This window comes from Sphingobacterium sp. NPDC055346 (genome assembly GCF_053645235.1).
This window is the reverse complement of the sequence record NZ_JBSHMI010000005.1, coordinates 297,990-313,760: the sequence shown is the minus strand read 5'-3', so window position 1 is coordinate 313,760 and position 15,771 is coordinate 297,990. Positions and strand designations below refer to the sequence as shown.

At 39.9% G+C, this 15,771-nt stretch carries 18 protein-coding genes; 1 reads left to right on the top strand and 17 read right to left on the bottom strand.

Going from position 1 to position 15,771, the window contains the following annotated elements; all coding sequences use genetic code 11:
* The first annotated feature begins 104 nt into the window (after positions 1–104).
* Positions 105–965: a M23 family metallopeptidase gene (locus ACWICE_RS12370; RefSeq protein WP_185213054.1), complete on the top strand. Its 861-nt coding sequence runs from the start codon at positions 105–107 to the stop codon at positions 963–965.
* A gap of 60 nt (positions 966–1,025) precedes the next feature.
* On the opposite strand, the gene ACWICE_RS12365 is transcribed toward ACWICE_RS12370, so the two are convergent.
* The 17 genes from ACWICE_RS12365 to ACWICE_RS12285 form a co-directional block, all read right to left on the bottom strand.
* Entirely contained in the window at positions 1,026–1,898 is an 873-nt protein-coding gene (locus ACWICE_RS12365) for an alpha/beta fold hydrolase (RefSeq protein WP_454290978.1), read from the bottom strand.
* A gap of 236 nt (positions 1,899–2,134) precedes the next feature.
* Positions 2,135–2,905, bottom strand: a complete 771-nt coding sequence (locus tag ACWICE_RS12360) for an ABC transporter ATP-binding protein (protein WP_454290977.1) — start codon at positions 2,903–2,905, stop codon at positions 2,135–2,137.
* Positions 2,905–3,909 carry a FecCD family ABC transporter permease gene (locus ACWICE_RS12355; RefSeq protein WP_185213057.1) on the bottom strand — a complete coding sequence of 335 codons (1,005 nt, stop codon included), beginning with the start codon at positions 3,907–3,909 and terminating at the stop codon, positions 2,905–2,907. The genes ACWICE_RS12360 and ACWICE_RS12355 overlap by 1 nt, the downstream gene beginning before the upstream one ends.
* A 33-nt stretch (positions 3,910–3,942) precedes the next feature.
* Positions 3,943–4,392, bottom strand: coding sequence for an urease accessory protein UreE (locus tag ACWICE_RS12350; protein ID WP_185217408.1), 450 nt, complete (start codon positions 4,390–4,392; stop codon positions 3,943–3,945).
* Positions 4,392–5,105, bottom strand: coding sequence for a hydrogenase nickel incorporation protein HypB (gene hypB / locus ACWICE_RS12345; protein ID WP_185213059.1), 714 nt, complete (start codon positions 5,103–5,105; stop codon positions 4,392–4,394). The genes ACWICE_RS12350 and hypB overlap by 1 nt, the downstream gene beginning before the upstream one ends.
* A complete protein-coding gene (locus ACWICE_RS12340) occupies positions 5,098–5,451 on the bottom strand; it encodes a hydrogenase maturation nickel metallochaperone HypA/HybF (RefSeq protein WP_185213060.1) in 354 nt (117 codons plus the stop codon). Before ACWICE_RS12340 ends, hypB begins: the two co-directional genes overlap by 8 nt.
* A 1-nt stretch (position 5,452) precedes the next feature.
* Positions 5,453–6,382, bottom strand: coding sequence for an urease accessory protein UreD (locus ACWICE_RS12335; RefSeq protein WP_454290976.1), 930 nt, complete (start codon positions 6,380–6,382; stop codon positions 5,453–5,455).
* 11 nt (positions 6,383–6,393) lie between these two features.
* Positions 6,394–7,008 carry an urease accessory protein UreG gene (ureG, locus tag ACWICE_RS12330; protein WP_093099259.1) on the bottom strand — a complete coding sequence of 205 codons (615 nt, stop codon included), beginning with the start codon at positions 7,006–7,008 and terminating at the stop codon, positions 6,394–6,396.
* Positions 7,009–7,019: 11 nt separating this feature from the next.
* The gene (locus ACWICE_RS12325; protein WP_237219506.1) at positions 7,020–7,685 is read right to left on the bottom strand and encodes an urease accessory protein UreF; all 666 of its coding nucleotides are present in this window, start codon (positions 7,683–7,685) and stop codon (positions 7,020–7,022) included.
* A gap of 22 nt (positions 7,686–7,707) precedes the next feature.
* The gene (locus tag ACWICE_RS12320; protein WP_185217411.1) at positions 7,708–8,202 is read right to left on the bottom strand and encodes an urease accessory protein UreE; all 495 of its coding nucleotides are present in this window, start codon (positions 8,200–8,202) and stop codon (positions 7,708–7,710) included.
* Between the two features lie 6 nt (positions 8,203–8,208).
* A complete protein-coding gene (ureC, locus tag ACWICE_RS12315) occupies positions 8,209–10,062 on the bottom strand; it encodes an urease subunit alpha (RefSeq protein WP_185213064.1) in 1,854 nt (617 codons plus the stop codon).
* Positions 10,063–10,079: 17 nt separating this feature from the next.
* Entirely contained in the window at positions 10,080–10,451 is a 372-nt protein-coding gene (gene ureB / locus ACWICE_RS12310) for an urease subunit beta (protein ID WP_454298497.1), read from the bottom strand.
* An 18-nt stretch (positions 10,452–10,469) separates the two neighbouring features.
* A complete protein-coding gene (gene ureA / locus ACWICE_RS12305; RefSeq protein WP_185213066.1) occupies positions 10,470–10,775 on the bottom strand; it encodes an urease subunit gamma in 306 nt (101 codons plus the stop codon).
* Between the two features lie 35 nt (positions 10,776–10,810).
* Entirely contained in the window at positions 10,811–12,007 is a 1,197-nt protein-coding gene (locus tag ACWICE_RS12300; protein WP_454298496.1) for a porin, read from the bottom strand.
* A gap of 74 nt (positions 12,008–12,081) precedes the next feature.
* Positions 12,082–13,464, bottom strand: a complete 1,383-nt coding sequence (locus tag ACWICE_RS12295; RefSeq protein ID WP_454290974.1) for a sensor histidine kinase — start codon at positions 13,462–13,464, stop codon at positions 12,082–12,084.
* Complete coding sequence (locus ACWICE_RS12290; RefSeq protein ID WP_185217416.1) at positions 13,454–14,134, bottom strand: response regulator transcription factor; 681 nt, start codon at positions 14,132–14,134, stop codon at positions 13,454–13,456. Before ACWICE_RS12290 ends, ACWICE_RS12295 begins: the two co-directional genes overlap by 11 nt.
* 107 nt (positions 14,135–14,241) lie before the next feature.
* Positions 14,242–15,771, bottom strand: coding sequence for a sulfatase family protein (locus ACWICE_RS12285; protein WP_454290973.1), 1,530 nt, complete (start codon positions 15,769–15,771; stop codon positions 14,242–14,244).

The following is a 15,771-nucleotide window of genomic DNA, read 5'->3' as shown; positions in this document are numbered from 1 at the left end:
CTCCCTATTCCTTAAAAAGTTATAAAATGTTAAAATTTCTTGCAATTATTTTAACATCCTCTATTTTTACGCCCGGCTAACATAAAGTGGGAGAGTAAAATACTATGACAAAAAAGAAGACTGCCGTTGAAATTCTAGACTCAAACGGCGATTCGAACTTGAAGATTCAGATTCCAACTATTGTTTTAAAAAATTGGAAATATATCCTAGCTGGAGGAATCTTCTGTATCTGCTTGATATGTGCAACGATTGTATATGTTGCCACAAAATCAACAAGTGACCATTACGAAGAACAATTGACTAAGAAGATTGAAGCGCTCGAAAAAGCGAAGCAATCCTTGGCTCTGGAAGAAGCAACCAACCAACTTAGTACAGTTCAAATCCAAAAATCCTTCGATGCTATTGATAGTGCAGTAAACCAAATTAATGCCAAAATGCGCAGAAGAGGTTTAAAAGAGTTTGCGCCGAAGCTTAAAAACGCTGGTGGACCGGTAGAAGAAGAAGTTAATCTACCTGAACTTATCAAATACTATGAAGCAACGGTCAAGAAACTGGACAAAAAATTGGAAGGTGTGCCTTTGGGAACTCCCCATAATGGAAGGATTACCTCTAGATTCGGATACCGTAGAAACCCTTTTACAAACCGAGGCCTTGAAATGCATTCAGGTATTGACATCAGCGGAAGAACAGGTGAGCCAATTACGGCCACAGCTGCTGGTAAAGTAGTTTATGCTGGATATAAAGGGCAATATGGGAAAGTCGTAATCGTTGAACATACCAACGGTTGGGAAACTAGATACGCCCATCTTTCAAGCACTAAAGTAAAAAAAGGTCAAAAGGTAGAGGCCGGTCAACAAATTGGAAGACTTGGTAGCACCGGTAGATCAACCGGACCTCATCTTCATTATGAACTATTGAGTTTCGGAAGAAAAATAAATCCTGAAAAAACACTGATCTTCAACTAAAAGATCATAAAACATAAAAAAAGGCTTTCTTTTAACCAAGGAAGCCTTTTTTTATGCCCTTTATAATTTGTCTAAAAAGAATTTCAAGTTTTCTTTAAATTGATCCGGACAAGCATAATGCAAATTATGGTTATCACAATCATAAACCTTTAGCTGGATTAGATCGGGATGTAGGTTTTTCAGGTCATTATTCCCTTTGCTGGTATCAAACAAATCATCTGGCCCTTTAGCTTCAATAATTAAGAGAGGAACATCCAGTTTTGCATAAATTCTCAAGGGATCAATATTTACCATGGATGCAGCATATTTACTTGTAGACTCTGGCGAATTTAAAACCTGCAAATAATGTAGCCTATCCTGCATATGCATATACTCATTTAATCCTTTATAAAGTATCCATTGCTTTTCCTTCCGCTTCATAAAACCAAAGGATTGCCAAAGTGAATCCGAATCTTCCAAAGACTTTATATTCTTGTATATTTCAAAGTCTGAACCATACGCAGCAAATAACAGCTCCTTCAAATCATCTGGGAATTCAACGGTCAGTAGGAATTCTTCCAACTTGTCTTGCTCCATCGCATCAAACATACGCTTGAATGAAACTGAACCACCTTCTTCTAGGATAATGGCACGAACCATTTCTGGATATTTCTGATAAAATGCCGTAGCAAGATAAGCTCCTCTTGAAAACCCAGCAATTACCGTTTGATTGACTTCCTCATGCTTCAACAAGTGCGCAAGATCGTCTGCAAAATTCCAGAAATCAAGATCCTCCTTAGGTATTTCGGTTAATCCATGTCCATAATGATCTATTGAAAGGACACAGTAACCCTGGTTGACCAGTTCTTTAGCAAATGGATAAAAATCATAAGCCGACAACAGACTTCCCGGTAACCAAACAAAGACCTTCCCTTTATTTTCACCCCATTTCAAATATGAAATTCTATGATTTTTAGTTTGAACAGATTTCCTGTGTTTAGATTCAAAGGACTGAAACTTCGCTTTATCTTTTAGAAATTCTCCATATAGCCCAGAATCATTCTCCTGGGAATAGCAAGAATCAGATAGGAAAAATATACTTAATAACAATAGAAGAAATCGAGGCATACTGATTAGCAAATGGATTCACCTCAAAAATAATATGTTTATTGGATTTAACTGATTTATTATCACACAATCCTTGGAACGATAAGTTGCCCACCCAAATAATCCACCCCAGCTAACTTAACTTGATAGGTGGCCTCTAAGGCCGAAATCCTTTCTTTTGGATTATCGCTTGACAATTCATTCAACCGTCCTTCGTTCATCAAAAAATGCCGGTCTCCATAGAGCAAGGCCAAATTCGGATCATGCATAATACAGATCACGGTAGTACCTTTACTCACTAGTCGCTTTAAATGGTCTAGAACTGCCACTTGATAATGTAAGTCCAAGTGATTGGTTGGTTCATCCAATAATAATACCGAGGGCTCCTGCAAAAGTACCCTGCACAATAATATCAGTTGCCGCTCTCCTCCCGAAAGCGAAGTATAAGGTTTGTCCCTAAGGTGCAACAGACCGAATGACTCCAGAGCAGAATCTACCAAAGCTTTGTCCTGAACGGTTGGCGAAAATTTGGAGAATGCAGCCCTACCTGTCAACAGGACATCCAATACCTTGAAGGGAAAGGTACTATGATGGAACTGTGGCATAAATCCAATCCTAACCTTGGCATTTTGATGGGGCTTGATTTTCCTCCTCTCCATACCACCAAAAACTACCTCGCCTCTATACTCCCTTTCCATCCCTGAAAGAATATTAAAAAGAGTAGATTTCCCACTGCCATTCCTTCCCAAAATCACACTAAATTCAGCAGAACGGAATTCAGCATTCAACTCCTTCAGGACCTGATGGCCTGAAAACCCAAAAGTCAAACCTTTTATGCTAATCAACTCTTCCATTAGTTCCAGTTTACAGCGTTTTTTCGCATCAAGTAAATAAATAATGGTGCCCCTAGCAACATCGTAAATACACCGATCGGTATTTCAAATGGCATTAAGGTCCTAGATAGATCGTCGATCAACAATAAAAATGACCCTCCGATACTAATATTTGCAAAGACACCGATTTGATTATTGGGTCCAAAAATAATTCGGGTAAGATGAGGAACGATCAATCCAAACAGACTGATCATGCCCACTGCAGAAACCGAAGCAGCAGTTATCATGGTTGCCAAACCTATCATCAATAATTTCATTCCCTTGGGATTTACACCCACTGCCATAGACTCTTCATCCCCTAAAGCCAGTAAATTTAACCTCCACCGGAAGATGATAATCAACAATATCCCTCCAACAATGGGTAGGACTGAACTGTTCAGCTTTGCCCATGAAGCTGTATGTAGATTTCCCATGGTCCATTGCACAATAGCCTGTAATTTATAGGGGTCGCTCATATATTGCAAGACCGTTAAAAAAGCGGTAAATACCCCGGAAATTATCATTCCCGACAAGACCATGGTGATCAAAGTCGTTCTGGTCTTTGAATAGGATACCAAGTAGGTAATGCCAACAGCCAAGACTCCAAATAAAAAAGCAGAAAAAGTAATGGAAAAAAAGGAAACCAGCATGGAAAGTGCGGCTCCAAATGCTGCCCCTGAGGAAATCCCCAGTGAAAAAGGATCCACAATTGGGTTCCTAAAAATCGCTTGCAATACCGCTCCTGAAACTGCAAGTGCTGCCCCTACCAAAAAGGTCAACAATATCCTCGGTAATCTTACCTGCCATAAAATAGTGGCCATATTCTCATTTACAGTTCCACTGCCGCCAGTTGGATGAAGAGCTGCAACAATATGGTCATAGAGCTCCTCAATTCCCAACACTCCCGTACTTCCCCATGCCAATGAAAAAATAACAAGAAATATAGGAACCAAAAAAAGTAAGATGACTTTCAATCGCTTAATCATTCCATTTTTTGTTTTCAAAAGCCTTAACCCTCCTTAAATAAAGTTTCCGAAGGCTTTCAATGCTGCACTCGGTAATAAGGTCATTTCCTCTAAGACCACTTGGTCATCAAATTTCTCCTTCAGCGCCTGGAATAAACGTCCATCATAAGAAACTGCAATCCTGTCGTCAGCTACTTGAAAGATCGGCAGATGTCGATTTCCCACGTCATAACAGAACTTCCCAACGGTATGGATCGAAGTTGAAGTCAATAGAATACAAAGACAGGCTTTGATCCGGATCCGAATGGAAATTTCTGCATCTTGATAGATTAACTGCCCATCTTGAAAGGTCGCCTTTTCAGGCAGCTGAATCTTTACGGCAAGACCTGATACCGTTTTCCTGTTCAAATAAGTCCTATTGACTTCATACCATTCCAATTCTAGGAAATCATCCTTATCATGTTTAGGAATTGACTTGCTGACCAATTTTTCAATGATAATCATTAGACTACCTGGGAAATTGCCTTCTTCTCAGCTACTTTATTCTTTAACCAATCACACCATTCATCTAAACCCTCACCCTTCAAACTGCTGATGGATATAACTTCTAGATTAGGATTGACTTCCCTGGCATCTTTTGCTGCGGCCTCCACTGAAAAAGGAACATACGGCAACAAATCCGCCTTTGAAACCAACATCAATTCACTGGTCAAAAACATCCTTGGATATTTCTTGGGCTTGTCATCGCCTTCAGTAGCTGCCAATACCGTTACCCTATAATCTTCACCTAGATCGAAGGCTGCCGGACAAACCAAATTCCCAACGTTCTCAATGAACAAAAGGTCTACATCTGTTAGATCGATATGGTCCAATGCCTGCAATATCATCTGCGCTTCGATATGGCACATTCCTCCGGTCACGATCTGAAGGGCATTGATGCCAACCTCTCGCATACGGACCGCATCACGCTCGGTTTCTGGATCACCAACCAATACGGCAATATTTAATTCCTTACCTAATCGCTTCCCAGTCTCTTGCATCAAGGTTGTCTTTCCACTTCCCGGAGAGGAACAGATATTGATCACACAGATATTAGGAATCCTGTCGCGAATGGCTTTTGCAACAAAATCATTTGCCTTCAATAAATTCAAAGAGGTATTATCACATTGCACAGAGCCTACTGGCATCTGATTACTTTTTGCTGTACGATTACTCATGGTCTTTCTTTTTAAATGTCACTTTACTAATTTTCAATTCTTCACCCTGCACTATTTTGTCCGAACCTTTTCCACATGCACAAACAAAGCGATGGTACTTCACCTCAAATTCCTCCCGGCAATCTTTGCAGTATGCTATAATCGGTAAAATCTCAACGTCAAGTTCAACGTCAGCATATTCTGAAAATTCCTCCTTATAGGCCTCAAAGGCATTGTGTATCAATACCGGCTGAATATTACTCAGTAAGCCAGCTTGTATCTCTACCCCGACGATATCCTTAAAGGTTTCTGGATATGCCTGTTCTAAGGTTTGGAAAATATCTTTGACAATGGATAGTTCATGCATATTATTCGGCTATTACTTCTAACTTCTTGATAGATTCTGCTTTTTTGAATGCTTTTTTTGCAGCCTTCTTTTTTATGGGAACTTCTAAAGGAACCTCCTCAGCTGTCTCCTCTTCAATGACCTCCCGCTTGGGATTAAGCTCCTCAATTTTATGCTGGGAAAACTCCCAACATAACTGCCCCAGCATCAATAGAAAATCATACAACAGTTCTCCATTATTCCCCAATGCCCTAAAGATGACAACATCATTAGCTGCCTGGGTGAATCCATATGTTATATCCTCATAATCCTGTACCAATATCTCATCCAGTTCAACCTTCAGGTCCTTGGCAAAGGAGCTTGAAAACAGCAAGGTTGCCTGATGGGTATAGCCCTCAAAGAACAACATCTTCTGGATCGGTTGCTTAGCTGGACTTAGAAACTGATTATCAATAAAAATGAGTTTATTATCCTTATAGATTTTTGTCAAGGAGTGAAGCTGGCTAAATACAAAAGACTCTTTCATATGTACCCGGCCAGAACAGATAATATCACCCCAAATCAACACAGCATCCTTATCCATATGGATTTCATTTTTAGCCAGAAAAATGGAATCCTTAAAGGGAGTTATGGGATGTGGGATATAGTGAAATATTGCATTTCTTTCCAATTGGATCTGAGTTTCCTGAACCGCTCCTATCTTCATGGGATGAACCTTGTTAAAAGATTGAGTGAACAACTTAAGTTCAGCCGCCTCTTTCACATGGACATCTATGGTCAATTTATCCTCATCCATTACACCTGGAGATGCACTCATGATGATCATTTCCAGATGTTCATGGAAGGTAGGTGAACCGTAATAAGTCAGTTTATAGGGAGCACTGTGATAACTCTCTTTTAAAACAGTTTTTTGGTTTTCTTTCTCCGCATTTATCTTAATTGCACTATCCATAAAACTGAGTTTTAATTCTCTAAAAGAGCATACTTCTTAATCCAATTTTTTACATCTTCCAATCCATCCAAAGTCATCATATTGGTAAAGATAAATGGCCTATCCCCTCTCATCTTTAAGGTATCCTTTCTCATGACCTCAAGATCAGCATTGACATAAGGAGCCAAATCTATTTTATTGATCAACAAGAGGTCCGATCGGGTTATCCCAGGACCACCTTTTCTTGGCATTTTCTCACCTTCCGCCACATCTAATACAAAGATGGTTACATCGGCCAAGTCAGGGCTAAAAGTTGCCGTTAGGTTATCTCCGCCACTTTCCACAAATATGATCTCAGCATCAGGAAATCGGGAGGCAAGATCCTCCACAGCTTCAATATTCATTGAAGCATCCTCGCGAATTGCTGTATGAGGACATCCCCCCGTTTCCACTCCCATGATGCGTTCGGCAGGTAATGCTGAATTTTGTTGAAGATACATAGCATCTTCCTTGGTATAGATATCGTTGGTAACAACACAAATGCTGTAATCCTCAGACATAGACCTTGTCAGTCTTTCAATCAATGCTGTTTTCCCAGAGCCAACAGGCCCTGCAACACCTATTTTTACGTAATTTCTTGCTGGCATATTTTTATGTTTTATGAAATGTAGATCCGTGTATATAGTTTTTCATGTTGCATGCAACGTATATCTTGAGCTACACAACAATTGCCGACCAGATCTTCCTTCAAATCGGCCTGTTTCTCAACCAAGTCATTAATGAGTGGCTGAAGTTTAAATAAAATCTGTTGCGCATCCATTTGGCTAATAGGAACCAGTTTGGCACAGTTGGTTACAATGCCATTTAAAGAGTTATAATAGAATGCACTCAATGCATCCTTATAATCAATCTTTTGCGCATGTGCATACATTGCAAATGCCATGGCATAATGCCCATGGTACTCATTGGCTTGAATGCCTTTCAGATAACTGCTGCATCGAGCCACAGGATGTAATTTCTCCGTCAACTTCAAGAACCTAATCCCAAGTTTCTTGCTCGCATCTCTGATCTCAAACGGGGCCTTATAAGCTGTTATTAAGGCGTCTAATTCCGCAATCCGCTTTTTGGTTGCCCTGGATTCACAGATCTCCCAAGTTTTATGGAAAAATGCGGCATCGTTATAGTAAAAGCTATTCTCCAACATGGAACTTGCATATTCCCGGGCAGTCTTGCTATCCTTGACTATCCCCTTAAATATGTAGGTTTCCAATCCATAAGAATGCGTAAATCCTCCGATCGGAAATACCGAATCGTTAATTTGCATGAGGGTCAACAGTGGATTCATCTTAATCTTCCTTTACTAATATTATTTTATTCTTAAAATTTGATACCTGATGCATCTTTAGTACATCAGTCCTTTCAATAACTCGTTCTTCAATCAATGGCCGGAATCCTGCTCTTTTTAATTGATCAAACAAAGGTTTTTCGAATGCCGTTATGACCTCATTTTGGTCATTGATAAATATTGGAATATGCTTATTCCCAATCTCAAAACAGGCAATCGCCATTTCCTTGATCGATTGCGGCTCAAAAACAATACAAGAGCAGGGCAATACCCGTACAACAATGCAAATTCCATCCGCATCATATAGCACATCTCCGTCCTCAAGTGCCACAGAGTCTAGGTTCCTGAAGCCTAACTCTTTCCCACCTGTACTATATGCCCGGATTATTCTTTTGGTTGTATCAAACCATTCCAGTTCTAAATATTCTATGGGATTTATGAAAACTCCAGAGCCTGAATGATGGATATTGCCTTTTATTGCTCTTGATACCAGCATGATTACTTAAAACAAGAAATATCTTTGTGCCATAGGAATTTCGCTAACCGGTTCACAGGTCGCTAAAACTCCATCCACGGTTACTTCATATGTATCTGGATTAACCACAATATTTGGCGTGGCACTGTTATGGACCATATCTTTTTTCATAACGGTCCTACAGTTTTTCACTGGCAAGTTCTTTCTGCTCAATTTCAATTTCTCCATATTCCCATTGTCAATGGAAATCTTGGATACGAAATTATAGCAAACAGAAGGCAAAGCACGTCCATAACTACCAAACATTGGCCTATACATGACTGGCTGTGGTGTAGGGATGGAACCATTGGCATCACCCATTTTTGAACTCAGGATCATTCCTCCTTTGATGATCAATTCAGGCTTCACGCCAAACATGCTCGTTTTCCACAATACCAAGTCAGCATATTTGCCCTTTTCGATGGACCCGATGTATTCATCTATACCATGCGCTTTAGCTGGATTTATTGTGTATTTAGCGATATAGCGTTTCACACGGAAGTTATCACTGTCCTTACCTTTATCCTCCGCTAGTGGACCACGTTGTACTTTCATTTTGTGCGCTGTCTGGAAAGTCCTTGAAATAACTTCACCAACTCGACCCATTGCCTGGCTATCCGAACTCATGATTGAGAATACACCCATATCTTGGAAGATATCCTCAGCGGCCATCGTCTGTGGACGGATCCTGGAATCGGCAAACGCTACGTCTTCCTTAATCTTTTTGTCCAAGTGATGCACCGCCATTAACATGTCCAAATGCTCATCTACTGTATTTACAGTAAATGGTTTGGTCGGATTCGTCGATGCTGGAAGGATATTCGGGTACATAGCGATCTTGATAATATCTGGAGCATGCCCTCCACCTGCACCTTCCGTGTGGAAGGTATGGATCACACGACCATTAATGGCAGCAACAGAGTCCTCTAAGAAACCCGCCTCATTTAAGGTATCGGTATGTATGGCAACTTGAACATCATATTTATCGGCCACTTTCAGCGAGGCGTCAATGGTAGATGGAGTAGCACCCCAATCCTCATGGATCTTTACCCCCAATGCACCGGCTTCAATCTGCTCCTCAATTGGTTTCATCGTGGAAACATTTCCTTTCCCAAAGAATCCAACATTGACAGGGATGTTCTCAAATGCTTCGAACATCTTTTCTAAATACCATTTCCCTGGTGTAACTGTAGTAGCATTGGTACCATCAGCTGGTCCAGTACCACCACCGATAAAAGTCGTAACTCCACTGTACAATGCTGTTTCAACCTGTTGAGGACTGATAAAGTGAATATGCGTATCGATTCCTCCAGCAGTAAGGATCATTCCGGCACCACTGTGGACTTCAGTAGACGCACCGATCACCATGCCATCAGTCACCCCTGCTTGAATATCTGGATTACCCGCTTTTCCAACTCCAACGATTTTTCCATCCTTAATACCCACATCGCCTTTTACAATTCCCCAGTGATCAATGATGATGGCATTGGTAATTACAAAATCTAGCACACCTTCATCACGCAAGGCACGTGCAGATTGCCCCATTCCATCACGGATGGTTTTACCGCCACCAAATTTGTTCTCTTCACCATATACATTGAAATCTTTTTCTATTTCAATAAAAAGCTCTGTATCGGCCAATCTAACTTTATCCCCAGTGGTCGGGCCAAAAAGTGATGCATACTTATCCCTAGGGATATGTAAAACGCCATCTATGTATTTAACCGATGATTTATCGATTCCTAATTTCTCTAATCCGAGTGCATCCAAACGCATTGCTGCAGTTCCAGCGGTTGTCAATCCAACCACTTTGATCCACTCTCTTCTATTCCATGTTCCCATTTTTACTGTGTTTTATGTTATTTGGAATTCCTATATTTTAGTTCTTTTATTTTAGCCATGGCAGCTGATTTCACTTTGGAGTCTGTAACCTTTCCATTGGTCAAACCGTTGAAACCATGAACCTCTTTATTGCCTCCGATCTCCACCAAAATGACCTTCTTCTCTTCTCCCGGCTCAAATCGGATAGCGGTACTGGAAGGAATGTTCAAGCGCATGCCGAAGGCCTTCTCTCTATCGAAAGACAAAAATTTGTTGACTTCAAAAAAATGATAATGCGACCCTATCTGAATAGGTCGATCACCTTCATTCTTTACAGAGATATCAACGGTCTTATGACCGTCATTGGCAATAATCTCCTCCTTTTTCAATATGTATTCTCCTGGAACCATCTTATGTTTTTTTAAAGGTTAACGAATTGGATTATTTACGGTAACTAACTTTGTACCATCGGGAAATGTTACCTCCACCTGAATATCATAGATCATTTCTGGGACACCTTCCATCACTTGGCTTTTTGTCAACAACTTAGTGCCGAACTCCATTAAATCTGCAACAGATTTCTTTCCCACTCGGGCCTCTTCCACAATCTGTGAACTGATATACGCTATGCTTTCTGGGTAATTTAACTTGACCCCCTTCTGGAGTCTTTTTGCAGCTAGCTCTCCGGCTAGATACAACATCAACTTTTCAGTCTCTCTCGGTGTTAATCGCATATGTTTTTTTGTATATATTTTTTTCTTATCCTCTTTTACAAAACTGGAATGGTAAAGTAAGCCCCTAGGGACAACCTGTTAAATTGTTGCCTATCCATGTTTACTACATCTTTGTATGAAACCCTATTTCCCATGTAGCCCAAATAGAACCTGAGGTCTTTTGTTAAGAATGGCTTATGTTGTAAGGCAGCGAAATAGGTATAGTTTGTCCTGAAATCATTCCCTAACTCATCATCCGCATTTGACCCGGCGGTCTCCACTCCTCCTTTTAAGGCAATCTCCCATTTGTCCGCCAAGAACTGGTCAAACCTTAAAATGGCAGATTTATAAACGATATCCTTCGAAAGGGTTCTTGCAGCCCCGGTCCTTGCATAGAAATCATTGATAACATTGGAACCGATTAAGGCATGATCAACCGCATAATATGAATATTGAAGATCTAGATAGATCATTTGACGATCGGTCTTGTACTTATTCGCTAAAGAAACGGCATGGTTGGTATTGCCTTTTGCAAATTGAGATATATTATAAGACCATTTTGTATTGAATTTTTTCTCAGCAAATGCTCCTATCCAGGTAAAGTATGCTCCTAACGGTGCTTTCGATGCTTCCAGCCCAGATGCTGAAAGGTTATTGTCTGCCAATAATCTATCAAAACTGTGGTTACTGGTATTATAGACCTGCAGATTTAGGGAATGATTGGGATCGACCTCATAACTCAGCATTCCTCCGACCACAAATAGATTTAAGATACGGTCTACGTAGTCTGTAAATTTATACTCATAAATGGGGTTATTCTCGAATTCATAACTACCCACAATTGCACTTTGCTTTCCTAAGGTAACCGACCATTTATTGTCTTTGCCGAATTTGTATTTCAAAAAAGCAAAATCTAATGCAGCAGATCCATTGTCTTGACTAGTGGGTGCAAAGGAGCGGTTAAGCCTAAACCTAACCTTATAAGAAAGTTGGTCATTGTAATCCCCTCCTAATAAAATACGCGCATCATCGAGATTGGCATTTACCTTACTGTCATCATTCCCTAAGTTGTTGGCATTTAATCCAGCCCGGAGCAACACATCTAAATTGATCAGCTTGGAAGCCTTGGGTTCTTTTTGCCTAATGCTGTCTTGTTCGGATTGTTCGTTCAACAAAGAATCGGTCAATTCTTCAGCTTGGGAAAGCTGTAAAAATAAAAGGGGAAAAAGGATTATCAGGAGATGTTTTTTCATGTCGAAATTATTCGGTACTGACCAAATATAGTTTCAACATATAAAAATGAAATTAGCCTGAAATTAGAATGAGATTAGAAAGATGGTTTAGGGATTTTCACACTGACCGTAGTCCCTTTATTTTCCTCCGTATCAAGCTCTAATTGAACATCATGCAAGATGAAAATATTGCGCGCCAAAACTAATCCAAGGCCATTTCCATAGATCTCGCCGACATTGGAAGCCCTAAAAAAGGAATAATAGATATTGGAAAGATCTTTTTCTGGAATACCGATTCCTTGATCAATAATTTTAATAATGATAAACTCCTGATCAAATTCCATGAGAACTTTTACCGCTTTGTCGTCACCATATTTTATGGCATTGGACAATATATTACTAAAGGCAATATAGAACAGATCTGGGTTTGCTTTCACCAATAGATCATCACTATCTTCCGGAATATTGCTGAGATCAAACTGAACTTTACTGTTGCTGTTTAACTCCGTTTCGGTTTTAATTACTTCAAATAATAATTCATCGATACGGACAGGAAGTATATCTCTAATTTTCCGTTGGCTCCCCAAACTCGACATCACCAAAAGGTCCTTGATCATAAACTTCATCCGGTTGGTATGGTGTATAATCGTGTCTATTGACTGATAGGCATCATGCGATCGGTCGATTTGTTGTTGTGCAAGTTCTGCTTCCCCTCCGATAATGGTCAATGGAGTTCGTAGGGAGTGGGATGCATTCCCAATAAAGCTTTTTTGCAATTGGACCGCAATATCCAAACGGTCAAGCATGGAATTATAGTTAGTATATAATTGATCAATTTCATCGCCTTCACTACTGAATTTATTGCTAAGTCGATGATCAAGGGTGGCAATGTTGACCTTTTCCAGTTCATCATTCAGTACTTTCAACGGATTAAGTATCCTATTGGCAAAATAAAAAGCCAACCCAATGATGAACACAAAGGAAATTAAACCGCCCGTTAGCAAAGTCTGATCAAGGTCCTTTTGCTCTCCATGTCCATAGTCATCAATCCCCTCAGAAATCACCAATAAGTTCTCGGCATGCTGCTTATCCTCAAAAAACAGGGCTAAATAAGAAACATTTTTATGGAGAAAGGTAGCTCTCCCCTCTTCGATTGCAGTTTTATAAAACTCAGATGGCATAGGCAGGTCAGGCTTGATCCGCAATTGGTTGCTCCCTTTAACAATCCTGAGGTAATAATCATTTCCTTCTGCCAACTGCTTCAGGTATTTCCGCTTTACCTCATAATAAATTTGATTGTTATACTCATCATTTTGAATGATATGTTCCCCAACTATGCGGGCATTTTCTTCTAAACGATGGAAAAATTTGGTCTGTAAGCTGTCTCTGGTAAAATAGGAGACATAGTAGGCAAATAGTACGATCAAACTAATTGCTATTAAGGAAAAGGATAATATGATCTTTACCTTAATTTTCATTCCGCATCACGTATCCCATACCAATAACGGTATGGATTAACTTGTTCTCGTATTGTTTATCGACCTTTTTCCGAAGATAGTTGACATAGACATCAACCACATTGGTACTCATGTTGATATCCATCTCCCAAACTTCCTCCAGGATATCCATCCTTGAAATCACCTTGTTTTTATTGACCATCAGATATTCCAATAAGCGGAATTCCGTAGCGGTCAAGGAAATAGCCTTTCCGTCACGTGAAACATATTTACTGGACCTGTCTAATATCAGGTCGCCTATCTGGATAAGATGATTGCTGGAATTGTTACTGTTGGATTTACGTAATTGCCTATGAATCCTAGCTTTGAGTTCTTCAAGCTTAAAGGGTTTTGTCATATAATCATCGGCATCCCTATTGAAGGCTTCTACAACATCTTCTGTTTGATCCAAAGCTGTCAAGATCAAAATAGGAACATCCTTGTCAAAGCTGCGTATCTGTCTGCAGACATCCAACCCATTCATTTGCGGTAACATAACATCTAATATAATCAGATCAAACTTCTTGGAGCTAGCTAATTTTAACCCACTTATGCCATCATTGGCTACAGAAATTTGAAAATCCTCATATTTCAACCCGCGTTGAATAAGGGATATTACTGAACTCTCATCTTCGACTAATAATATTTCCAATACTTTTTAGATATAATACGTGAACCGTAATAAATATACAAAAAAGTGAAAGTTATTTGCTTAAAGTCTAATAAAAGGGTTCAATTAAATTAAAATTTTACATTAATCTAATTTTTAGATAATATCATCTTCGCATCCTCATCCTCTAACCTATCAACCTCTTGCTTCAATAATTTCTCTAATCGAACCTGTACTTTCTTGAATTTTGCTTGCCCATAGACATTCCTCATCTCACGCGGATCTGATTTCATATCATATAATTCCCAAGCATCCACTCTTTTATAGAAACGGATCAATTTATAACGTCCATCGCTCACACCAAAATGGGGTGAAACCGCATGTTCTCCATTCTCATAATAATGATAATAGATCTGATCTTGAATATCTTTTTTCTTGCCGTTCAACAAACTCAAGAATGACCTACCTTGCATATCAGCAGGCACCTTCGTTCCACTCAATTCCAAGAAGGTCGGACCAATATCAACATTGGAAACCATTCCCGTAATTTTGGAATTTGGCTTGATCATGCCGGGCAGTTTCATCAACATGGGGGTACGGAATGATTCCTCATACATAAAGCGTTTGTCAAACCAGCCATGCTCACCCATATAAAAGCCTTGATCGGAAAGATAAAGCACCAAGGTATTGTCCTCTAGGTTCTGCTCCTTTAAATAATCCAATACGCGGCCAATATTGCGGTCCATCGACTCGGCTGTATTTAAATAATCAACCATATAACGGTGATATTTCCATTCTGCCAGGGCTTTTCCGCTCAGGTTTGATTTTTTCAACTCCTCATAGATTGGTTTATAGTAATCTACGTAAGCTTGGAATTGTTCATCAGTCATCCGGCTGAAATTTCCATCAGCGCGCATTTTCTCGATATTTTCAAACATCTTCAGGTCATAGCCCATCTGCATATCCTTATCGATACTCATCTCTTGCTGCGCAGCTGCCTTTCTACCTGCATAATCATCATAGAAGGTTTCAGGTAATGGGATCTGCTTATGATCATTTTTACCGAAGTCTTCAATGGCCGGCATCCAGGTCCTATGTGTATTTTTATGGCCTATGATCAAGCAAAAGGGCTCTTGCTTATCCTGTCCTTTTAACCAATCCAATGCTTTATCAGTCACCAAGTCCGCTACATAGCCATCCTCTCTTGCCACGACTTCCTTCTCCCCTTCTTTACTGCTGATAAAATCGGGATTAAAATAATGTCCCTGTCCGGTTAGGATACTATAATAGTCGAATCCTTCCAGTTTTCTGCCCAAATGTATCTTACCGATCCAAGCTGTTTGGTAACCATTGTTATGAAGTTCTTTAATGAAGGAGTTCTGACCATGGTTGAAATTAGAGGTCTCATTATCCTTAAATCCGTTTTTGTTGCTATATTTTCCAGTCAATAAGCTGGCGCGACTCGGCCCACAGATCGAATTGGTGACATACCCACGCGTAAAAATAGCCCCCTCTTTTGCAATCCGGTCCAAATTTGGCGTATGGCCAACCTTGGAACCATAGGCTCCAATGGTCTGGTAGGAATGGTCATCAGAAATAATAACTACAATATTGGGCTTACGCTGTGCGAAAGTTGCCAAGCTGAATAGGCAAAAACAGATAAAAGTTAGTATGCGCAT